Origin of the sequence: Metabacillus schmidteae (genome assembly GCF_903166545.1) — a bacterium.
GTDB classification, from domain to species: Bacteria; Bacillota; Bacilli; order Bacillales; family Bacillaceae; genus Metabacillus; species Metabacillus schmidteae.
Map to the genome: position 1 here is coordinate 1,293,484 of NZ_CAESCH010000001.1, position 23,356 is coordinate 1,316,839.

A 23,356-nucleotide genomic window follows, 5' to 3' on the forward strand; every position below is an offset into this window, starting at 1 on the left:
AGACTGTTAGAAATTCAGTAGCGGACTGATATCAAAACGGTAACGAGTACGAGCCAATGTGGAAGGTAGGAAGATGCCATTGTCTTGCACCCATTCTAAAGGAAAACTTCTGCGGTCTGCGTTGTTGTAGTAGGGATATGCTATTTCTGCGGGCAGTAAAAATGTTTGATAATCGTGTGATCGAAAATTGATTACGAGGCCTGCTTTTATGCCTTCATATTGACTGTAATGAAAAAGAGAATCGATTTGGAAGTGACTTATATTGCTAAAGGGAAGAGATTTTTGTTTTGTGGTTTTGAGTTCCAGGAGATAAAGGTGAGGATAGGAAAAGCAGATGAAGTCACAGAAATTTTGCACATTTTTATATCTAAGGGTATCGTCTTTGACTCGTTGAAAAAAGATGTTGTTACCTTGGAAACTATTTAGAAATTCCAGCTCGAATATTTTGCCATGAGCTGTTTTGTTTTTGGTTTTGCCTTTGCCTTGTTGTTCGTAAATAATCATTGAACTACTACACTCCTTTCTGTTTGGATTTTTATGTTATATGCAGACGGGAAAGTTTGATAATACAAAAGAATTTTTCGTATTTCTATCTTATTAGAATTTGAGAGGAGCTGGGTCGAATGGGTTGGTCGCCTTACGAGCAAATCGAAGAGCTTATAGATAATCCGTATCGAGACGATGATGAAATAAGTGAGTGGAAGATTTACGAGTAGGAGGCAAGCTGTACATATAAGCAATAGAGAGAAGCATAAGGCAAGCCCTTACAGCCTATGTAGAGATGATTTTAAAAGTTATGAGGGGTAACGGAGTAGGGGAGGTTATTGCTACTGTTAATCATGTTTTCTGGGTAACTCTATTAAAAATATATTCCTTGGAAGTTATCTTTTACATTCATCTGCTTATGATATAAGGATTTTAAATTAAAAAAGGATTTTCACAGTAGTAGTGAAAAAACGTGGGGAGAAGGTAAGGTATGAAAGAGGTAAGAGTGATTAATAAGAATTTCGGAAGAATGTTAAAGTATCTTAGAACTAAGCAAGGATTAAGCCTGAGACAAATCAGAGAAATGACGGGGATAAGCGAAAGCTACGTAAACCGTTTGGAAAATAATGGACGCCTTTGTCCGAGCTATCCTGTAATTGAAAAGCTGGCTTCTGCTTTGTCAGTTGAACCTACTGATCTTTTAGAGGTAGGTTCAAATAAAACTAATGGTGGAGTAGTTCCATTGGAGCAATTATTATTTTCTTGCGAATTTACATTGGATGGAGTTAAAACAGTAAGTTCAGAAGTGGTTGAACAGCTATTAAATTTGATTGATGTTATCAACGATGTCGTTTGGCAAAGAGATACCTTTATTGCAGACATCTACGAAATTACAGAAGCTGTAGATGAACTGAAACAGGAATTAAATGCTTAGTAAAGTACCTGAGAGGAAGTAAAATGTTTCCTCTCTATTTTTTTCTAAAAGGAGCAGATAAGATGGGGATTTCAAAAGGTGATAGAGAAAATTATCTGAACTTATATATTACATTGTTAAATAAAGAGGCAATTGAAGATATTATCTCAGAGAAGGTAGAGTGGTTAAAATGGGAATATTATTTTCACGCTAAGAAGATAGACATTTTTGGACAGTCAAATTCAGGCAAGACTTTATTCATAGAAAATCAAATTAACTTTGCCTATGAAGATGATCGGCACTTAAAATCGATAAGAGATATTATTGAAAAAGCTCCTCATAATAGTATTGTCATTTGGGGAGCAAAAGGATTTTCTGCGGGCATTCTCAATAAGATTGCAAATATTATTCGTGAGCTAAAGGATAAGACTATTGAGTTCTATGCAGTAGAAGTTAATTCGAGCGTGCTACCGTTTCTTGAAAAACTGGAAAACATGCATATCTTACATGTCATGGACAACCTTAAACAGTTAAATATCGTAGACACTTACAATGACATATTTGATAAATACGTCAGCATTTGTGAAAGTATTAGCGAGAAAAGCGAATACAAGTTCGAACGAATAACAGATCGACAAAGAACCAACGCCTATATCATAAAAGAATTGCGAAGCAGAGTGAAATACCCAAATATTTTTAGAGAGAAACGAACGATTGATTCAAATAAATTGAGGTATGGGGCTGGTCGGACTTGTTGTGATTTTGAACTGGTCTATTCTAATCGAAACCATGAGTCTTATGTAAGTTGTCAGTTTGCAAATCAGACAGAAGACCTTTACCAAGAGGTGGCAAAACGAAAAAATATCTTAGAGGATAAGATCAGAAATAAAGTCGAGTGTGATGATTTGAATATGAGAATAGTTACGTTCGTGAAACAATTCGAACACAAATTTGAAAAGGTTGATCAGTTAGTAAATTTGATGGACAAGTATATCTTCTATTTATCTAATTACACCTTCTATTTTGGTAAGCCTATGCGAGATGAAATGTGGGAGCAACATAAGGAAGGATTGTTGGAAACTTAAATATCAAAATAGCTGAGAGTGTAGGATAACTGCACTCTCTATTTTTTTACAGATTTCTTTGCAATCGCCAATGAGTAAGAATAAAATAAGAATAGAATAATATTTGATAAAGACATTATTTGAGGTGGTCTTTTTTGCAAGTTAAACTTTTTTACAAGACACAAAGAGAGCTTGCAGTGTCTCTGAATGAAATTGTAGATGCTTATTGGAATGATGAAATAAATGAAGATTCCCTTATCAAGTGCGTCCATGACGTGTACATAAATAATCCAAATAAAATGCTTAAAGAAGGGAAGTTTACTACAGTCCTAAAACAACAGTGCGGAAAAAGAAGGCTTGAAGTAATAGAAAGAATTATAAGAGGCGGTGCTGAAATTAGGTCATAGTTACCGAGAAGGGAGGGATTAAATGTATGACTAAAGAATTAGAATATAGTGCCACACTCACAGGAGCTTCCTTTTTGCTGTACGAACTAAAGCAAGTCTTGAAGCTCAAAAAGCAAGGTTTGTCGGATGTTGAGATTAAAAAACAGGTAATTGAAGAAAATGCTTTTGAGTACAAGTTTACATCCAGTCTAAAACGAAGCGTACCTTCTGTGATAAGACGAGCAATTGTGTTAGATGATCAGCTACAAGAGTGGGTTTTAAGCGGCCCATTAGATGTAGGAAAGATTATAAACCTATATGCCATTATGAAGACGGATCGACTGTTCTTTGAATTTATGGATGAAGTTATCCGAGAAAAGCTGGAAGAGGGTAATTACCTACTTGAAAAGAAGGATTTGAACGTTTTCTTTGTTACAAAAGCTGAGCAAGACGAAAAAATGGCGAAATGGACTGAACAAACCATAAATAAATTGAAACAAGTTTATATGAAGTTGCTGTTTGAGGCGGGACTATTACGGGACAAAAAAACAGGTGAATTAAGCAGAGTGCTATTAGAGGAAGATATCAAACGTCATTTAACCTACATCGGAGATTCTGCTTATTTAAGAGCAATTGGAGAGTGAAAGGAATATAAATATGGCTAACATTAATCGAAGACTTGATAAGATTATTCCAAAAATTAAAGAGGAAAAGTTTATCCAAGGTAGAGGGCTTGGAAATGAGATTAGCTTTTATATTTTTGACTATGAACCGAATGAAGAACTAATTGTTCGTGATTATGTGAATCATATAAAAAAGGAATTCAGTTACGAAGGATCTGATCGCAAAATTATTGAGTTCGACTTATACAAAATGTTAATAGAGATTGCAAGGGAAAAACGGATTTTTGATCAAGTTTTCAAAGTAGAGGAGAGGCAGGGGAAAGATGCACTATTTAAAGCATTAACTACCTTTGCTAAACCCGACATCTTTTTGAGAAAGATTAAGGAACAATTGGGTGATCACAATGTTGTTTTTATCACAGGTGTGGGTAAAGTTTATCCATTTGTTCGATCACATACTATATTAAATAATCTTCAAGAGGTAATTGACAAAATACCTGTAATCATGTTTTTCCCAGGGCAATATGATGGACAATCTCTTCAATTATTTGGGAAATTTAAAGATGACAACTATTACCGAGCATTTCCGTTAGTGGATTAGATAAAAGGGGGACATACAGATGATCATTAAGGATATGTTTCAGAAAGACATTGAAAGAGATATAAGAGGCGTTATTAAAGTTGCTCAGACAGATGAGGACAATATTTATCAAGAGCTTGATGAATATGTCGTTACAAGGGAATTGAACAAGCATTTATCGAAGTTTTATGAGAATTATCAGAAGGGCATAGACGGAGTAACGGATAAAATGGGAGTCTGGATTTCAGGATTCTTCGGTTCAGGTAAATCGCACTTTCTGAAAATCCTTGCCTATCTACTTGAAAATAAAAAAGTAAAAGACAAACAAGCAATTGATTTCTTTCAAGATAAGATACAAGATCCACTTATTTTAGCAAATATGAATCGGACAGCAGATGTTGAGACCGAAGTAATTTTATTTAACATTGATTCGAAAGCTGGGATGGATAGCAAATCGAAAGAGGATGCAATTCTTCGTGTTTTTATGAAGGTTTTCTATGAACATAGAGGGTACTTTGGAGATATTCCTGGGGTTGCAGAAATGGAAAAATACTTGGATCAAAAAGGTGTCTATGAGCAATTTAAAGCGGAATTTAAGGCACTTTCAGGTGAGGAATGGGTGGATCGCCGTAACACGTTTTATTTTGACGCTGACTACGTAATAGGAGCCTTAACAAAGGTTACGGATATGTCCGAAGAATCAGCTCGAAACTGGTTCGAAAAAGGCGTGAATAATTTTGAAATCAGCATTGAGAAGTTTGCAAAAGATGTAAATGAATATATTGAACGAAAAGGGGGGAAATTCCACCTTGTATTTTTAGTCGATGAAATCGGGCAGTACATTGGTGATAGTCGAAACCTTATGCTAAACCTTCAAACGCTTGCAGAGGACTTAGGAACTCATGCGAAAGGGAAGGTATGGATTATGGTTACTTCCCAAGAGAGCATTGATAGCCTTGTTAAGGTAAAGGGAGATGACTTCTCACGCATTCAGGGCCGCTTTGATACAAGGCTTTCTCTTTCATCCATATCTGTTGATGAAGTAATCAAGAAACGTATCTTACTAAAGAAAGACTTTGCTAACGATAAGCTCAAATTGATATATCCAGAGAAAAGTGCAATTTTAAAGAACTTAATCAGTTTTAAAGAAAGTACAGCAGATTTGAGAGGATATGATAATGAACAAGAATTTGCAGACGTTTACCCATTTATTCCATATCAATTTAAACTTCTGCAAAATGTTTTTGAGCAAGTAAGAAGACATGGTTCATCTGGCAAACACTTATCCGAGGGTGAACGTTCGATGTTATCTGCATTTAAAGAAGCGGGGTTACGTTTTAAGGATGAAGAGGAGGGCGTGTTGGTTCCTTTCTACGCATTTTACGATACAATTAAGGAATTTCTCAATCCAACTATTTCAAGGGTAATCGAGGGAGCATATGAAAACCCTGCTCTAAAAGATAATGAATTTAATATAAACCTCTTGAAAGTATTATTTATGATTAAATACATCAAAGAGCTTCCTGCCAATCTTGATAATATTGCAACCCTTATGGTCACAAATATTGATGAAGATAAATTAGAGTTGAAAGAAAAAATTAAAGTCGCTTTAAGAAAACTCATTGCACAAACACTTGTTCAGAAAAATGGCGAATTCTTTATCTTCTTAACAGACGATGAACAAGATATCAACCGAGAAATTAAAACAATTAATGTAGACGATGATGTAATTAAAAGAGAACTTGCTAACTATATTTTCCAAGACCTTTATGACGAGAAAAAATACCGTTATTCACCTGAATATTCGTTTTCTTACAATCAAAAAATGGATGAAAAGAATCATGGTAATCAAACATCAAGTGTAGGTATTACTATACTCTCGCCATTATCAGATCATTATGGGAAATCTGAACAGGAATTAATGATGATGTCGTCAGGTACTGGTGAATGTATCATTAAACTTGGTGGAAATGAATTCTATATAGAAGAAATGGAAGAGATTCTAAGAATTGAGGAGTATCGTAAGAAAAAGAACATCACACAGCTTCCTGAAAGCATTCAGAACATCTTAAACAATAAACAAGCAGAAGTTCGGGAAAGAAGACGAAGAGTACGTGAATTGTTAGAAGATGCGATTAAAAGTGGTCAATTCTTCATAAACGGAGATAATATTGCAATTAAAGGCTCAACAGTAAGAGAAAAAATAAATACTGCTCTACACTCTTTAGTTGATAATGTATATACGAAATTAGGATACGTAAAGGATTATTTGGGAACTGAAAGAGAACTTCTTGCGGTATTAAACTCAAAAGAAGAGCAAATGTCCTTTAGTACAGAAATAAAGCAAGTACCAAATGAATTAGCCATCAAAGAAATTTCAGATTTTATTACACTTCAAGATTCAATTCAAAAGCAAATTCGAGTCAAAATGATTTTAGATCGTTTCCACGATAAGCCTTATGGATGGAGAGAGCTGGATATTCAAAGAATGATTGCTGAACTGTTAAAGGATCAAAAAATTCGGATTCGCTATAATTCCGAGTATTTGGAGCCAGAGGTGGATTCGAGTAGAATAATAACCATATTGACGAAACCAAATGAAGCTGATAAAGGGATTATTCTAAAACGTAAAAAAGTCGATGAAACACTTATTAAAACAGCCAAGAAAGTGAGTAAAGAAGTCTTTAATAAAACAGACTTACCAGATGATGAAGACGGATTAGTGAAGGAAATTCGTTCCCTTATTGAAAAGCAAGAGGCAGAAATTAATGCTTACAAGGCTCGTTATGAGGGTAGAAAGTATCCTGGTATGAGTTTACTTAATAAAGGATTAGAATATTTTAGTGAGTTTCATAAAGGGTTAGATAATGCTTCTTTCTTTGCAAAGATCAAAGGGTTACAAAAAGATCTTAGCTATTGGGAAGAGGATATGACTTATTTAAGGAATTTCTTTAGTGGCGATCAAAAAGATATTTTTGATAAAGGACTTACAGCACTTAACACATACGAAGAAAATAAAACTTATCTTATTGAGCAAGTTGCTGATCAGTATGCAACACAATTAAAAAATATCTTAAATGATTCAATTCCGTATGGGAAAATTAAAGATATTCCAGAGATAATCAAGTCTATTTATAAACAAATTGATCATGTACTAACAGAGAAAAAAGAAAATGCTAAGGAAAAAATAAAAGTTGACTATGATTACATTGCTTTAAAAGCAAAGCAATATGGTGTTTCCGATGATACGAAGAAGCGAATTGAACAATACTATCCTGAATTGCTAAGCCAAATAGAAGGGTTTGTTGATATCTACAAGGTAGATGCAACTATTTCTCAAAGTGCCAGTTTTAAGGAAAAATATGAACGAGCCATCAATCAAGAAATTCAAGAATGGCAAAATCGAAATGCAAAAAAACCACCAATTGTAATAGATGGAGGGGAAACCTCAGATAACGGTGGACAAGTTGCTACGGTACAAAAGCAAAAGATAAAAGCATCCGAATTAATTGTCGTGAGAGAATTACGTTCAGAAGAAGATGTAGAACAGTACATCAATACCTTATCAAATAAGTTAAAGCAGATTATTAAATCTAATAAAGAAATCGAGTTTATTGATTAGTCGGGAGATGTCGGAATGAATAAATCAGCATTGAAGACCTTTGCGACAAGTGCCAGAAAAGAGCTTTTGAAAAAAGTTGAAGCAAAGGCAATGAAGATTGGAATTACAGAAGAAACAATCAAAAAAGCGGATGTGGAAAGCTCTGATGCCATCTTTATCGATGGCAGTCGGCTTTCAAAAGAAGAAAAAATTCAACGAGACAAACTGATTGCACGTATTAATCAAATGGGGTTCAAACAAGTAATGGAGGAAGTTGCTTATACTTGGTTTAACCGTTTCACAGCATTACGTTTCATGGAAGTAAACGATTATCTTTCAACAGGTGTAAGAGTGTTGTCATCTTCAAATCCAAACAGTGCTGATCCAGACATGCTAAATGAGGCATTAGAATTGGATTTAGAAGTCGAATTGGATAAAGAACGTATCTATAATTTGAAATTAAACAATGAAACAGAAGAATTGTTCAAGTATTTAATTATAAAGCATTGTAACGACCTGAATCGTTTTCTACCATTTATGTTTGAAATGATTGATGATTATACAGAAATTCTTTTCCCAGAAGGATTGTTAGCAAAAGATTCATTTGTCCGTCTAATGACTGATATTGATTTTATTCCAGAGGATAATTGGCAAAAGGTAGAGGTCATTGGCTGGTTGTATCAATATTACATAGCTGAAGAGAAAGATCGAGTAATTCAAGCTAAAAAGAAATATAAAACAGAAGAAATACCTTTTGCAACACAGTTATTCACCCCTGATTGGATAGTCCGTTATATGGTACAGAATTCGTTAGGGCGTTATTGGATGGAGTCGCATCCTGAACATCGAGAGCTAATAGATGATTGGGAATTCTATCTTGAAAACCGTAACCGAGAACCAGATTTTGAGGAGAAACTTGCTCCTTACATTAATAAAGAATTAAAAGTAGAGGACATTAAATGTTTTGATCCAGCAATGGGGAGTGGGCATATTCTTGTTTATTTGTTCGATGTTTTGTATGAAATTTACAGTAAATGTGGCTACATGGAACGAGAAATCCCAAGGTTAATAATAGAAAACAATCTCTACGGATTAGATATAGATGATCGAGCATATCAGCTTGCAAGTTTTTCGGTTGTAATGAAGGCATTAAAGTATAATAGTAGATTTTTTAGAAGCATTGAAAGAGATGGGTTGAAGCTAAACTTAGCTTCTCTACAGGAAACTAATTCACTAAACGATGAAGACATTACTTATATCGTAGGAGAAAATAATGGAGACAATTTTGAAAGTGTAAAATTTTTCATAAAAACATTCTTCAATGCTAAGACATTCGGTTCTCTAATTAAGATTAAAGAATATGATGGGGACTTATTATATAGCATTTATAATAGAATTCAAGATAATCCTGCAACAAACCTGTTTGAAGAAGAGTCAAGGAAAAAGGCATTAAGATTATTGCCACAGCTGATAAAGCAATCTGAAATAATGTTAAAACAATATGATATTGTAATCACCAATCCTCCTTATATGGGAGCTAAATATATGACAAAAGAATTAGGGGAGTATTTACAAAATGAATATCCTAATTCGAAATCTGACTTATTTTCTGCTTTCATGGAGTATATAACAATTACATGTTCAAAAAAGGGGCAGATTGGCCTCGTTACTCCTTTTGTTTGGATGTTTATTAAAACATATGAAAATTTGAGAACGTCATTAATTAACAATAATTCAATAAGCTCATTAGTGCAATTAGAGTATAATTCATTTGAAACAGCGGCCATTCCTGTTTGCACTTTTACATTACGAAATTATTATGTGGACATTCCAGGAGAATTTGTAAGACTTTCCGATTTTGTTGGCGTTGAGCTCCAACCTCAAAAGCTGTTAGAAGCTGTACAGAATAAAGAAGCAAAATACAGATATACAACAGAAAATAAGAGCTATAAGGATATTCCAAGCAATCCAATTGCGTATTGGATATCTGATAACATCCGTGAAACTTTTAGAAATAGTACGTTATTAAGCGAAATTGCAACACCAAGACAAGGAATAGCTACTGCTGATAATGGTAGATTTTTAAGATTATGGTATGAAATCGATTGGGATAACTTTGGAAGAGGCTACCAAAATAAAAGTCAAGCAAAAGAAAGTGGTAAACGATGGTTTCCTTATAATAAGGGCGGAGAATTTAGAAAGTGGTTTGGGAATAATGAATGGACAGTAAATTGGTTTAATGATGGGCAAGAAATTAAAGACTTTAGCAGAGCGGTTGTAAGAAATCCTGACTACTTCTTTAAAGAAGGTATAACTTGGTCATTCATTAGTTCTACAAGATTTGGGGTAAGATATTCAACGCCAGGTTTTATATTTGATGTTGGAGGATCGTCTCTTTTTGTTGATGAGGAAAACTTGAATTATCTTATGGGGTTCTTATGCTCAAAATTAACATTTGAGTTAATGAAAGTACAAAATCCGACTATGAATTTTCAGGTGGGTAATATTGCTAATTTGCCCGTTATTTTCCCAAATAGCACAGAGGTAAAAGAAAGAATTAATGACCTTGTAAGTGAAAATATAAATATTTCCAAAAGCGATTGGGATTCAAAGGAAACCTCATGGGACTTTAAAGAAAATCCTTTAGTTCGTTATTCTAAAAACAATTCATTAATTAATGATGCGTGGAAAGAATGGTATATTGAGACTAAACAGAAATTTGATACTATGAAGAAAAACGAAGAGGAATTAAATGGTTATATTATTGAAATTTATAAACTTAGAAGTGAATTTACACCTCATGTTGAAGATAGAGATGTAAGTGTGTATGTAGCAGAATTACAATATGATATAAAATTATTTATGTCATATGCTGTTGGATGTATGTTTGGAAGATATTCATTAGATAAACAAGGAATAGTCTGTGCAGGTAAAGAATTTAATCCTTTATTTTATGAAACATTTCCTGTTGAAACCGACAATATACTACCTATCCTTCCTGGTACATATATTGATGATGACATTGTTACAAGATTTATCGAGTTTGTTAAGGTTACATTTGGTGAAGATTCATTAATAAAAAATCTTGATTTTATTGCAGATACAATCGGTAGAAAAAAAGGTGAAATTGCCAAAGAAACTATTGGTCGTTACTTTTTAAATGATTTCTTTTCTGATCATACCAATCTCTATAGTACAAGAGGTAGGAAAGCCCCTATTTATTGGCTGTTTACTTCTGGTAAGCAAAAAGCATTTAATTGCTTAGTTTATATTCATCGGTATGATAAAACAACTTTGTCAAGAATTAGAACGGATTATTTGCATGAATTTCAAGTTCGGTTGGATGTAGAAAGGAAAAATTTATTGAATGTTATTGAAGGTGATTCTACAACTAAAGAAATTAGTAACGCCAAGAAAGAATTGAAGGTTTTGGACAAGAAGATTGAAGAAATAAAAGAGTACGATGAACTACTACACCATATGGCTGATATGCAAATCGAAATAAATTTGGATGATGGTGTTTTGGAAAATCATGAGAAGTTTAAGGGACTTGTAGCAAAAATTTAAGCAGTCATGAGGATATATCAGTTATGGCTGGTGTATCCTTGTTTTATGGAGTTTATTGTAAAGGGGTGAGTGGACTTGAATTTAGATCAGGTAATTTCCACATTAACTGCAACGTTCAATGAACCGCTTAATGATGGTGAACAAAGAAAGATTATTTTCTGGGTTGATAAGGATAGAGAGTTTGTAGAAGAAATTAACCACATCTCTATTGATAATATAAAGGTTCATCAATTAACAGAGCAGAATAATTTCTACACAAAATATCTTCTTGAAGAGGAGGATACCACCTCTCATTATCTTGTTTATACTAATGACGAATTAAGTGTAGAAGAAAATTGGCTTATTGATACGGTTTACTATTCAAAGGCGTTTTATGCAGACAAGATTTCCTTGATGTTAGATGACTTAGGAATTGATATATCATTACGAGCTGTTGTAAAAAAATACGAAAAATTTTTCAATAAGAAGCACACTCAAAAGTTTAAATCCTATAACATCCAATCTTATACGGAAGAGACAATTGAAATTGGGATTATGAGTGTTTTATGTAACTTAAAAACACCTGATTTTGAAGAGGTACTAAAAACGACCTTGAAGGAAAGTCTTTCAGAGGAAGAAAATAAATACATTGCTTCAATGGAGAAATATTTTGACTTAAATGTGTACTGGAAGTATGTTTTGAATTTGTATGGCTACGATAGAGAAAATCGTTCTTTGAAAACTTTATTCATTCATTTAACTGTCACAACGCTCAGTCATTCAATTGAAGAATCGTTGCTATCAAATGTGAAGGGTTTTATCGCTGAAAGAAACAAGTCGAATAACTTAGTCTTTATCGATCATTGGATGCATCATAAGGTTGATTACACAATTTACAATGAGTTAGCTGAAATCGTAGAACGAGAGATACAATTGGATGAAATCGTTCGTCAATTACAAATTGAGTCGTTTAAGAATGCAGATACGTTCCCATATTTCGATAAAGCAATCATCATCTTTATTGCGAACAGCCTTGAAGCATCCCATGAAGACTATGAGGAATATACCAAGCTCATTAATTTAAGAAGAGTGAAGCATTTTTATGAGAATTTCGAGATTATCTATGATGCTTTATTCTATACAGTAAAAATGTATGAATTTAATAAGAAATACAATGCAGGAATCCCAAACGCATCTGCTATTGATATGTGGAAGAATTATGTTAATGAATATTATGTAATGGATACATATTATCGCAAATTTTACGTTGCTTTTGACCAAGACCCTAACAGTGAAATCCTGAAAAAGTTAAAAGTAATGGTGGAAAATCTATATACAAATTGGTATATGGGAGATTTAAGCTCACATTGGTCTATGGCAGTAGAATCAGATATGAAAGAAAATTGGGTTCTTCCAGGCATTACGAATCAACAAGATTTTTATAAGCAATATGTTGCTTCAAAAGTGTATAAGGGAGAACGGATCTTTGTCATTATTTCGGATGCATTACGCTATGAGGTCGGGGTGGAAATAGCTGATAAGCTGAATGCAGGAACATTAGGTGCTTGTGAAATAGAACCAGTCCTTAGTGTTGTGCCGTCTGTTACGAAACTTGGCATGGCTTCTTTGTTACCACATAAGATGATTGATTTTGATGAAAATGCAAGAGTATTAGTTGATGGGAAGTCTTCAAGCGGGATTGAAAATCGTAAGGATATTATTGAATCTACTGTTATAGATAGTGTAGCGATCCATGCACAAGAAATGTTGGCAATGAACAAAGCGGGCAGAAGAGAGTATTTTAAAGGGAAAAAACTCATTTACATTTATCACGATACCATTGATGCGATGGGTGACAAATCCTCTACTGAAATCTATACGTTTGATGCGGTTGAACGAGCAATCGATGAAATATCTACATTAACTAAGATTATTCGTGATGATCTTTCAGGAACAAATATATTGATTACGGCTGATCATGGATTTGTATATCAAAGAGATGCTTTAGTTGAAAGTGATAAGATCGATAAAGAGGATATTCATACAATTGAAGTGAAAAGAAGATACATGTTGTCGAAAGAAAAACGAGGGATGGATGGCATTCTTAATATTAATTTGGATTCCGTCATTCAAAATAAGAACCAACTAAATGTCTACGTTCCTAAAGCAACCATTCGATTCAAAATACAAGGCTCGGGGGTGAATTTTGTGCATGGGGGTGCAAGCCTTCAAGAAGTAGTTGTCCCATTAATCAAATTCAAAAACATCCGTAGAGGACAAGCGAACAGCAAGGAAATTGTAAAAGTAGATATCAAAATGACAAGTTCAACACGAAAAATTACGAATAGTTTATTTCACTTGTCGTTTTTCCAAACTGAAAAAGTAGAAGATAAGGTTGTTCCGAGAACGGTATTGATTTACATGGCAGATGAAGATGGTAGTGTCATTTCTAATGAAGAAACAATTATCGGTGATCGCACATCTGAAAATCCAGAAGAACGCACCTTTAAGCTACGTTTTGCGTTAAAAACGATGACATATGATAAAAACAAACATTATTATCTAACAATTAAAGATGTTGAGACAGGTGTTATTCTGGAAAAAGTACCATTCAACATTAATTTGGGGATTATCAGTGACTTCGATTTCTAAGATAAGGGAGGGAAAAATCTTTGGAGAACGTGAATGAAGTAAATACGCTTGAATTAGATAAGAAATTGAATTCAGTCTTTGCAGGTCGTGTAGTAAGAAAAGATCTTACAAAGCTCATTAAAGAGGGGGCAAATGTACCTGTATATGTACTTGAATACCTTTTAGGAATGTATGCGGCCACTGATGATGATGAAAGCATTCAAGAAGGAGTAGCAAGAGTTAAGAAAATCCTGTCTGAGAATTTTGTAAGACCAGACGAAGCAGAGAAGATTAAAAGTAAAATTCGGGAGACTGGTCAGTATTCAATCATTGACAAGATAACAGTTCGATTAAACCCTAAAAGGGATACCTATGAAGCAGAATTCTCAAACTTAGGATTAAAGGATGTTCCAATTTCATCAAGCTACGTTAAAGAGTTTGATAAACTATTAGCTGGGGGCATCTGGTGTATGTTAAAAATGGACTATTATTACGATGAAGAACAGAAGAATATGAGTCCATTTAGCATTAGTAATCTAAAACCAATTCAAATGCCAAATATGGATCTAAGCGAAATCATTAACGGGAGACAAGAATTTACAAAAGAAGAGTGGATTGACATTTTAATTCGTTCAACAGGAATGGAACCTACTCAAATTAATGATCGTGTGAAATGGCATTTATTGCTACGTCTTGTTCCATTGGTAGAAAATAATTACAATGTGTGTGAGTTAGGGCCAAGAGGAACAGGTAAAAGCCATGTCTATAAGGAAATCTCTCCAAACTCTATACTTGTGTCAGGTGGGCAAACAACTGTCGCAAATCTTTTTTATAATATGTCTTCAAGAACAGTTGGCCTTGTAGGTATGTGGGATGTTGTAGCATTTGATGAAGTGGCAGGTATTAAGTTTAAGGATAAAGACGGTATTCAAATCATGAAGGATTATATGGCAAGTGGATCTTTTGCCAGAGGGAAAGAAGAAAAAACAGCATCAGCATCTATGGTTTTTGTTGGTAATATCAATCAAAGTGTTGATTCTTTAATAAAAACTTCACATCTATTTGCCCCATTTCCAGAAGGAATGAATAATGATTCGGCTTTCTTTGATCGAATGCACTATTATCTACCTGGATGGGAGATCCCAAAAATGCGACCAGATTTCTTCACAGATCGCTGTGGGTTTATCGTCGATTATTTAGCCGAGTATTTTAGGGAAATGAGAAAGCGATCATTTGGCGACTCGATTGATCAATTCTTTAAACTTGGCAACAATTTAAACCAACGTGATGTCATTGGGGTAAGAAAAACTGTCTCAGGTCTTATGAAGTTATTGTATCCTCATGGGGAATATACAAGAGAGGATGTTGAAGAAGTTCTCCAATATGCTCTTGAAGGTCGTAGACGTGTAAAAGAACAACTAAAGAAAATCGGTGGAATGGAATTTTATGATGTGATGTTCTCTTACATAGACAAAGAAACCCTACAAGAAGAACACGTATCCGTTCCTGAACAGGGTGGAGGTAAACTTATACCAGAAGGCATGGGTAGACCAGGACACGTCTATACAGTAGGTGTCGGTGAATCTGGAATGATAGGTGTTTTTAAACTTGAAAATCAAGTGGTTTCTGGTTCAGGTAAATTTGAAAAATCAGGTGTTGGTTCTAACCGAGCAGTTAAGGAGAGTTTAGATACAGCTTATCGATATTTTACTGCAAACAGTAAAAGCATAAGTGGTACGATATCGATTAAAACAAAAGACTACCTGATGCACATTGCTGATTTGCAAGGAATCGGACTAACCCCTCAATTAGCCGTTGCTGAATTAATTGGATTATGTTCGGGGGCTTTAGAAAAGCCTTTGCAAGAAAGTACCGTTGTTTTGGGGAACATGACAGTTGGAGGAACAATTGAAAAGGTTGAAGAACTGGCAAATGTCCTACAGGTTTGTGTGGATGCGGGAGCTAAGAAAGTTTTAATCCCTGCTTCATCGGTTGTAGACTTTCAAACCGTTCCATCGGATTTGCTTATAAAAGTACAACCAATTTTCTATGCCGATCCAATTGATGCGGTGTTTAAGGCTTTGGGTGTAAGTTAATTCTTTAACTTTATGTATTATAAGAGATCGGTGGAAGTACCGATCTCTTTATTATTAAAAAAGGGTAGCAATGATATTTTTTTGTTCCTCACTAATTTTTATTTCATCTTCGTTTGATTGCGGAGATAATGAAAAGTCCTTATTACATTTAAGTTTCAGTATCACTTTTTCGACCACATTATCAATATCAGGGGTTATGTGTTCGTCATAGAGATCTTTTTTTATTAGACTTCTTACATACATGCTGACTGTTTTGTGTTCTTTTATTTTATCTAAATGTTGGATTAGGTCAGTATCAGTAGGCAAGAAACTGATTGTGTACCTTGCCCGTTTTGTCATTTATACTTAACCTCTAAGATACTTTGGAAACTACGGAGATTAGCAAATTGCGGATTGATTACTACTTTTGCATTCGGAAATTCCTCTTTTATGAATTCCTGTAATGTTAATGAACCACCTCCACAAAAATGAATATCCGCATTGTTGAAAGTATAACCTCGACTTTGAGCAAATTGAATGATATTCAAAAAGAAATCTCGCTTAACCTTTGAAATTAATAGTTTACTATCATCATTCACAACTCCACGGTGAGAAAGGAATCCGTTGTGAAGAATTTGTTCTAAGTCATTAGCTGAAACGGCAATTCCAAATCGCTCATTAATGGCCTTACCTATTTTACCTTTCAGTACGTTTATACCTAAGTTACTTACACTCATGCTATCGAAATTTGGTTGGATACCGTTAAATGTGCAGAGAGTTGTATTTAAGCCTCCAATATCAATAGAAATCGTTAATTGATTTTTGTGATTATCCATTTGTTTAAAAACTACTCCCATACCTTCAAAAGCGATGGTAACATCCGTTAGGGCAAATAAAATCGTCTTTTGATTAACTGAAAACAATATACTGCTCCCATTATTTTCAATAAACTCCTTATACCTCTGTTTTAAGTTTGCATCCTTGTACATATTGATGGGAATATTGCAAGCTAATCGAAGAATTACATTTTGGGGATTTAGTTTTGCTTTTTGAAGAAGGTCTGTGATACAGGTGTAAACTGCTACTTTTTGAGTAAGAGAAGTTTTATCGAGGTCGAAACTACTATATTCTTCGCTCACCATGTCTCCTATGAGGTATTCCCTTCCTTCATATTTTATATGATAGGAGCCTGGTTGAACCTCTATTCCTAAGCGATCTACCTCCTGTATTTTTGTGCGAAACATGGAAATGAATGTCTTTCCATCGTAATTCATCAGTGCTTTACTTGTGTGTCGGCCAACATCGCAGGCTATTAATATTTCTTCTTTCATTTTGTCAATTCTCCTTTCTGTTATTATTTTGATAGAGTTGATAATTTATCTTATGCAATAGTTTCATAGATATAAGACATTTCATAAATTATTTTGTAGAACTACTTCATAAAATGATGAAAATTCATAAATGTAGCATTAAATAGATTAAAGCCAATGTACTATCCTTGACATAGTTTTACCACTAAACGACAAAAAGTGTACCATTTCAAATCTATGCGATGATTAAGATTTAAAAAGCATAGATTTTGAATGGAAGATGTTATAGTTGTTTTGAATTTTGGAGTCAATGAGGACAGGATTGAATGTCTGGTATTAAGAGGAACATGAAGGAAATCATCATAACAAAGTATAAAGGAACCATAACTGGCTCCTTTATTTTAATCGTAGGTGTTTTTCAAGCACTTTAAAAGTTGCTTTGATACTTCTTAAAAGACCAATCATTACCTTTTTAATTTCATTTGTAGTTGTGTATTCACCCACACCAAAAGCGATTAATCCTTCTGACTTAGAGATTCCAGAATCTATGCGGTATGGTGGGTGATTGTGTGCAATGTCGTTCCTCATGCGTACTCCAAATTGAAAGTCATCAGAGTATTTTACTTTATTTAAGTCTTTGTATAGAGGACGGTTTATTTCTTTGAGTTTAAAAATTGCATTATTGAAACTTATTTGGTCTCTTGGATTGTCTTCATTGCTTTCAAAGTCAAACAGTTTAAACAACAAATGACCAATAGTTTCATATACGGTAGAAGATTGTAAAAAGAACACGTCCACAAAATAAGTGAAGTTATAAAAGTTACTGTAATGTTTTTCCTCAAAGTGAGGGTAATATTGAACCGATTGTCCTTGTTTACCTGGTGACTTAATAGTAATACATAGCATAACCAAAATTTCGGTCTACTGATAGCAATCTATTTTCTAAAATTGTTTCCCAATGTTGTGTGTCCCAACTATCTAAGTTTAATAAATGATCTTCTTCTTTTTTGAACATACCTTTTGGAAGTTCAAAGTCTTTCAAAGGACTTTCTTTTGTAGTTTCTCTAAGGTCAACCTCCGTAATGTCTTCGAAAGGGTTAATATGTATATCCATGAATCCACCTCCACTTTAATAATAAATAAGTAAACCAGTTTATTTCAATGAAAAGCCTCCCTGATTTCCCAATGTTGTTATGTACACCATTTTGGTAAATACCATTGTAATCACTGGTAAAAACCATGGCGGAAGTGGTACATTCTTTTGCCTGTAATCATAAACCTCGAACAAGGTAGAACCAATAAGGCATTTTTAGTTTCTATACTTCCTCTTATCATAAGTGTGTAAAAACTAATTTAATAAGGAGGAAGTAAAGAGTGACTGAAATGCTAAACTATTTCAACGAATTACGAGAGCGGATAATAAATAAACAGAAATGGGAAAAGGATCGCTTTCATGTCTTTGATTACGAGGCGGGTACAGGAAAAAGCAGAAACACATTCCGTTTTGTTGGTGAAATGACTAAGGAATCCCCTTATCGAGTCCTGTATGTTCAACGATTTATAAGAGATGATGAACTAAATAATTCAGTAGCATTGATAAACAAGCATTCAGGAAGAAAGGTTGCCGTTGGTTTCACAGGTGAGGATTCAAAGAAAGCAGAGCGTAGAATTCTGGCAAAGGAAGCCCAGGTTCTTATCATCTCACATAGGATGTATAATCAAATTTGTAGAGGAAATCATAAGGAACTTATTGAAGGTCGGGACATATTAATTATTGACGAGTATCCAGATCTTTTAGAAAAAGTCACTCTATCAGAAAATGATATTGGATATTTATGGATGATGAATTATAAATATCAAAATGATTTGCTTGAAAACCTTGCATTTTCTCTAAGAGAAAAGTTGGCATATTGTTCAGTTCAACAAGAAATCGATAAAAAGAATGAAATGTTATTCATTGATTTTAGAGAATGTGGGTTGGAAAAATTAAAGATAGACATGCCTGAGATTTTAAAAACAGTCAGTGATGGAAGGGATGGTACTCTACTATTGAAGGTTTTGCAAATCCTCACAAACGGTTGTTTTTTTTATGAACGATCTTTTCACACCTTCAATAGCCAAGTACAATTCAAACTTTTGAAAAGTAACATCATTCTTGATGCAAATGGATTTGATTATCGTTATACCCTCTCGAAAAAATTCCAAGTAGAAAAGCAACCTAAATTCTTCGAATACAGCCATTCTATTTTTCACCACTATGAAGTAAATACAAGTAAAAAGGGATTGTCCAAACAAATCAACCTTCCTGAAAAAGCTCTTGATATAATTCATCCTGAAAAAAATGGTAAAACCTTATTTATTACGGATCAAGATAACCAACTTAACTTAGAAGGAAAAATCATCAACTATTTGATTTTAAATGGAGTAGAGGAAAATGAAGCAAAGGTGATGTTGAAGGATTTAATACGGATTGATTACTTTGGAAATATCATTGGAGTAAACACCTATAGGGATTTCGACAATGTAGTAGTGTTAAAGACACCAAATTTTGATTATTTGTCTTACGCTTTGTCTTATTTTTATAACAGTAAAAATGATGGCGGTCATGTTGGTGATGTTGATATCTTCAAACATGATATCGTAGAAAACATCAGAAAGTCTGTGATTGCAGGAGAAATTTATCAAGCCATTAAAAGGGTGAATCGAGATAATACACGTATTTCGAATATGTATGTATTTACTACCAATCAAGATGCAGTTGATATGGTACTTACACAATTGCCTGGTATTCAGTATAAAAAGAATAAGTTGAGCGTAAACAAAAAGAAGCAAAACTCTTCAAAAAGAGTTACGGTATTGGAACACCAAATTGAAGATGCAAAAAAGATCATATTGGATGCTAAGAGTAATGGTGTTTCCTTCTTACGTAAAAAGGAGATTAGAGATTTAATAGGTGTTACGGACAAAAGCAACTTTTCAAGGATTTTAGATGCAATTCAAACATTTCTCGATACCCACGAATGCAAAAATTCAGGTCAGAAAATTATCCTTACAGGAAGTTAAATCCACATTCATCTTTAAGTTAGTCCTCATGAAGTCAGCAGAAATCAATCTGTTGACTTTTCTATTTTAATGCAAATAGTAGCTGTCTTTCCAGTTGCTCAAATTTAAAGTATTGTTGTATCTGTTGTTCGGTTAAATGAAAAATAGTTGCAGGTGATGTAATTCCTTTTAAGCGAATGACATAAATGAATAACAAATACTGTAATGTTAGATTATAAATGTTATAGTAAATTGTAGGGATTCTCCCAATTTAACTACGATAATATGGCATTAAAGAAATGAACTACATAGGTATATGGTCTCAAACTACGGATTATGGTTCTAAGCAATAAAGTTTATTTGTTGTTTCAAATGATTTCTTGTACAGAATACCAGAATTTAATATAAATAATTATCAACATTGGAAGTATGCTTCTTTTTTGGTTTTTCAAATTCCAACCTCTGGAAAACTCAAAAAACTTTATTATTTCAACATGAAATTTTTGATTAAATTTAATTTTTCCAAATTAATACGGGGAAATCCCTTTAAGAGTGTACAATAAAAAATTCCAATGCTTAGTTTAGTAGCTTCAAATTATCTTATTAGTCTGCCTAATAGAATCCACAATTGATGTTTCAGAAAATATAATAATACTGATTTTTACATAAACCGATTAGATATAAATATGCTTACTAAAGGCTTTATTAAATTGAGTTACACAAGTTGTATCATTCATAAATTTTTCTTTATAAAAGGAAATCAATTATACAACTTTTAAGGAATAAATCTTTTTTTGACGCATTTACCTTCTCAATCGAACAGCAAATACAACATTAAAGGATAATAGCGTTACCCGCATCAAACAGTATGGAAAGTGTGTTAAAGCCATGTATTACATTCAAACATTAAGAGCAATAAAAGTTGACTGCGAGGTGTTGAGGTGCAGTTAAAAGAATGTATTCAAGAAAAATTTCCTAATTTAGATCATAAACTATCTTTGTTCTACAATTAAATATTGTTTACGGTTTGAATTAGGGATAGAGTGGCAAAGGGAAGATGATTGCTTCAGTCCATATTTACAAGGATGTTATAAGAGGGCAATTACTTTGTTCGAGTCCATTCATTCTCCAACAGGATGATATTATTTTCGTGGTTGATGTAAATGATTACGACAAAGGAAAAAACATAAAACGTAAATTTAAAAACTTTTCTCCCTATGGTGAGAAATCATTACTGTATAAATTAAACCCTAAAGTAATGCACAATATTTTTACAGAAGATGACGAAGAAGGATTAAATAGAACACATAGATTTATGCTAAAATGTAAGACATCCGATTTTAAATACATTCCCATGTTAAAAGCAATTTGTAATCAGGATTTGGGAGTAAAACCATGTTTTTTTAACAGAGTCTATTTTATAAATATCAACAAAGTAACCATCTCTCATGTTTACGATGACAAGGGTTGTGATTTATTGGCAACTCTAACGGAAACCATAAGAGGTATTTATAAAAGATACAATGACTGGATTTTAGATTATGACCGACCTGAAATTGAAAAGGTATTTAATTGAATATTAACTATAAGGATAACACCATTTATAAAGTGTTTCTTCGTTTTATCAATGTTTATGGAGCGTCATGAGTTTGGGGTGTTCGGGGTGATTTCGGGGTGAAACTCTATCAGAATCAATCCGAAAACATCTGACAATCTCGGAAGTTGAGAAGAAAAGTAGCGGAATAATAGGGGGGTATCCTCCCATTTCCGATTAGATCGGAGTCGGTGTCCTACCTTGACAGGGTAGGGGTCGGGGGTTCGAATCCCTCTCGGATCATCAGAGTGAGAAGCTTCAGTTCCTTTTTATTAAGGGACTGAAGCTTTTCTTATTTTTAAACATAAACTGCCACTCTAGCCCTTCAAGAAAGAAAATTGCACATTGTCTCTAAAAAAATCTTGTTCTAACTTATTTGCAGTTTGTCTTTGTAACTAATTTTGAAGATGGAGTGAAAAATCAAGCTGTGTTACATGCTGTCCAAAAATCTGCTGAGAGAGGCACTTGGATAAGTGTATACTCAATAGCCAACCAACTCATTAGTGAATTGGTTGGCTATTATGGATTAATTCACTTTTGTTAGCTTAGGGCATTACCGAGTAGTTGATACTTAGAATTAAACACACTCGTAAATGAAGACTTGCAAATAATGTTCCAAAAGAATTGATAAATGCAGCAGATATACCTCTTTCACAAAAACTTTGTGTAATTAAATGTTTTACAAATTAAAATATCATACGAATTCCAACAATAATTAACACTACACGAAGGATCATGACTAGAACATTGCTACTTAACCTTGTATTAAGATAAGCTCCTAACTTTCCACCAAACCATGCCCCAGGTAATAGAAATAAGACAAACAACCAATTAACATTTCCCAATGATATGTGTGTGATTGAACTAAGTATGGCAGAAAGGAACACAATCATCATTGAACTTGCGATTGCTATGTGTGGTGGGAAAGAAAAAAGTATAATCATTGCCGGTACAAGTAATGATCCACCACCTATTCCAAATAAGCCAGATAAAAATCCAACCAAACATGCAATTGGTATTGCTAATGCCAAATTAATTCCATAGGTAATTTGTTTTCCTTCAGGGGTAATTATGGTACGAGTGACAGTTGATTTGTTTTGTTGTCCTATAGGCTTGATCTTGTTTTTTACCATAAGCAGAATAGCAACAAGAATAATAAAAAAACCAAAATATAAAGAAAAGGAATCATCATTGAAATAACGATTGAACCATGATCCCAATATACTTCCTGGTCCACTACCAATAAAAAGATAAAGACTGCTTTTATAATCAACTTGTTTTTGTTTCATATAAGCAAGCGTAGATGACAGACCTGTAATGAAAACAGTAATCATAGAGGTGCCTACTGTTATTTGTGGCGTTACATCAATGAACGATATAGCACCAAGTCCTATTAATAGAGGAACGATAACTATTCCTCCACCTAATCCGACAAGGCTTCCAATTGTACCAGCCAGAAGTCCTCCAACTAATAATAAGATGTATTCCATTTTTGAACTCCTTTA

At 33.7% G+C, this 23,356-nt stretch carries 16 protein-coding genes, 1 tRNA gene and 1 pseudogene; 12 read left to right on the forward strand and 6 right to left on the reverse strand.

Annotated elements, in window-relative coordinates:
* Nucleotides 1-6: 6 nt before the first annotated feature.
* Nucleotides 7-504, reverse strand: a complete 498-nt coding sequence (locus HWV59_RS06300; protein WP_175638341.1) for a Holliday junction resolvase RecU — start codon at nt 502-504, stop codon at nt 7-9.
* Nucleotides 505-976: 472 nt separating this feature from the next.
* Between HWV59_RS06300 and HWV59_RS06305 the strand changes: the two genes are divergently transcribed.
* The 9 genes from HWV59_RS06305 (at nt 977) to brxL (ending at nt 15,926) form a co-directional block, all read left to right on the forward strand.
* On the forward strand, nt 977-1,420 hold the full coding sequence (locus HWV59_RS06305; protein ID WP_175638342.1) for a helix-turn-helix domain-containing protein: 444 nt from the start codon (nt 977-979) through the stop codon (nt 1,418-1,420).
* Nucleotides 1,421-1,482: 62 nt separating this feature from the next.
* A complete protein-coding gene (locus HWV59_RS06310) occupies nt 1,483-2,484 on the forward strand; it encodes a hypothetical protein (RefSeq protein WP_175638343.1) in 1,002 nt (333 codons plus the stop codon).
* Between the two features lie 134 nt (nt 2,485-2,618).
* Nucleotides 2,619-2,870: a TIGR04540 family protein gene (locus HWV59_RS06315; protein WP_175638344.1), complete on the forward strand. Its 252-nt coding sequence runs from the start codon at nt 2,619-2,621 to the stop codon at nt 2,868-2,870.
* A gap of 26 nt (nt 2,871-2,896) precedes the next feature.
* On the forward strand, nt 2,897-3,493 hold the full coding sequence (locus tag HWV59_RS06320) for a DUF1819 family protein (protein WP_175638345.1): 597 nt from the start codon (nt 2,897-2,899) through the stop codon (nt 3,491-3,493).
* 13 nt (nt 3,494-3,506) lie between these two features.
* Nucleotides 3,507-4,073 carry a DUF1788 domain-containing protein gene (locus HWV59_RS06325; RefSeq protein WP_175638346.1) on the forward strand — a complete coding sequence of 189 codons (567 nt, stop codon included), beginning with the start codon at nt 3,507-3,509 and terminating at the stop codon, nt 4,071-4,073.
* 19 nt (nt 4,074-4,092) lie between these two features.
* A complete protein-coding gene (brxC, locus tag HWV59_RS06330) occupies nt 4,093-7,674 on the forward strand; it encodes a BREX system P-loop protein BrxC (protein ID WP_175638347.1) in 3,582 nt (1,193 codons plus the stop codon).
* Nucleotides 7,675-7,689: 15 nt separating this feature from the next.
* Complete coding sequence (gene pglX / locus HWV59_RS06335) at nt 7,690-11,220, forward strand: BREX-1 system adenine-specific DNA-methyltransferase PglX (RefSeq protein ID WP_175638348.1); 3,531 nt, start codon at nt 7,690-7,692, stop codon at nt 11,218-11,220.
* A gap of 69 nt (nt 11,221-11,289) precedes the next feature.
* Nucleotides 11,290-13,851, forward strand: a complete 2,562-nt coding sequence (pglZ, locus tag HWV59_RS06340) for a BREX-1 system phosphatase PglZ type A (RefSeq protein ID WP_328824206.1) — start codon at nt 11,290-11,292, stop codon at nt 13,849-13,851.
* A 29-nt stretch (nt 13,852-13,880) separates the two neighbouring features.
* Nucleotides 13,881-15,926 carry a protease Lon-related BREX system protein BrxL gene (gene brxL / locus HWV59_RS06345; protein WP_407941617.1) on the forward strand — a complete coding sequence of 682 codons (2,046 nt, stop codon included), beginning with the start codon at nt 13,881-13,883 and terminating at the stop codon, nt 15,924-15,926.
* A gap of 54 nt (nt 15,927-15,980) precedes the next feature.
* On the opposite strand, the gene HWV59_RS06350 is transcribed toward brxL, so the two are convergent.
* The 4 genes from HWV59_RS06350 to HWV59_RS26985 all read right to left on the reverse strand — a co-directional run bounded on the left by HWV59_RS06350 (nt 15,981) and on the right by HWV59_RS26985 (nt 18,329).
* The gene (locus HWV59_RS06350; protein ID WP_175638351.1) at nt 15,981-16,265 is read right to left on the reverse strand and encodes a hypothetical protein; all 285 of its coding nucleotides are present in this window, start codon (nt 16,263-16,265) and stop codon (nt 15,981-15,983) included.
* A complete protein-coding gene (locus tag HWV59_RS06355; protein WP_175638352.1) occupies nt 16,262-17,236 on the reverse strand; it encodes a ParM/StbA family protein in 975 nt (324 codons plus the stop codon). The genes HWV59_RS06350 and HWV59_RS06355 overlap by 4 nt, the downstream gene beginning before the upstream one ends.
* A 375-nt stretch (nt 17,237-17,611) precedes the next feature.
* Nucleotides 17,612-18,121, reverse strand: coding sequence for a Cthe_2314 family HEPN domain-containing protein (locus tag HWV59_RS06360; protein WP_235991803.1), 510 nt, complete (start codon nt 18,119-18,121; stop codon nt 17,612-17,614).
* Nucleotides 18,102-18,329, reverse strand: a complete 228-nt coding sequence (locus tag HWV59_RS26985) for a hypothetical protein (protein WP_235991668.1) — start codon at nt 18,327-18,329, stop codon at nt 18,102-18,104. The genes HWV59_RS06360 and HWV59_RS26985 overlap by 20 nt, the downstream gene beginning before the upstream one ends.
* Before the next feature lie 260 nt (nt 18,330-18,589).
* On the opposite strand from HWV59_RS26985, the gene HWV59_RS06365 reads away from it, so the two are divergent.
* The 3 genes and pseudogenes from HWV59_RS06365 to HWV59_RS06375 all read left to right on the forward strand — a co-directional run bounded on the left by HWV59_RS06365 (nt 18,590) and on the right by HWV59_RS06375 (nt 22,094).
* Nucleotides 18,590-20,278 (forward strand): hypothetical protein, encoded by a 1,689-nt coding sequence (locus HWV59_RS06365; protein WP_175638353.1) that lies wholly within the window; start codon nt 18,590-18,592, stop codon nt 20,276-20,278.
* A 920-nt stretch (nt 20,279-21,198) separates the two neighbouring features.
* A pseudogene (locus HWV59_RS06370) lies at nt 21,199-21,833 on the forward strand (DUF3885 domain-containing protein).
* Between the two features lie 193 nt (nt 21,834-22,026).
* A tRNA-Val gene (locus tag HWV59_RS06375) sits at nt 22,027-22,094 on the forward strand.
* Nucleotides 22,095-22,537: 443 nt separating this feature from the next.
* Here HWV59_RS06375 and HWV59_RS06380 read toward each other — a convergent pair.
* On the reverse strand, nt 22,538-23,341 hold the full coding sequence (locus HWV59_RS06380; protein WP_102232301.1) for a sulfite exporter TauE/SafE family protein: 804 nt from the start codon (nt 23,339-23,341) through the stop codon (nt 22,538-22,540).
* Between the last annotated feature and the right edge of the window lie 15 nt (nt 23,342-23,356).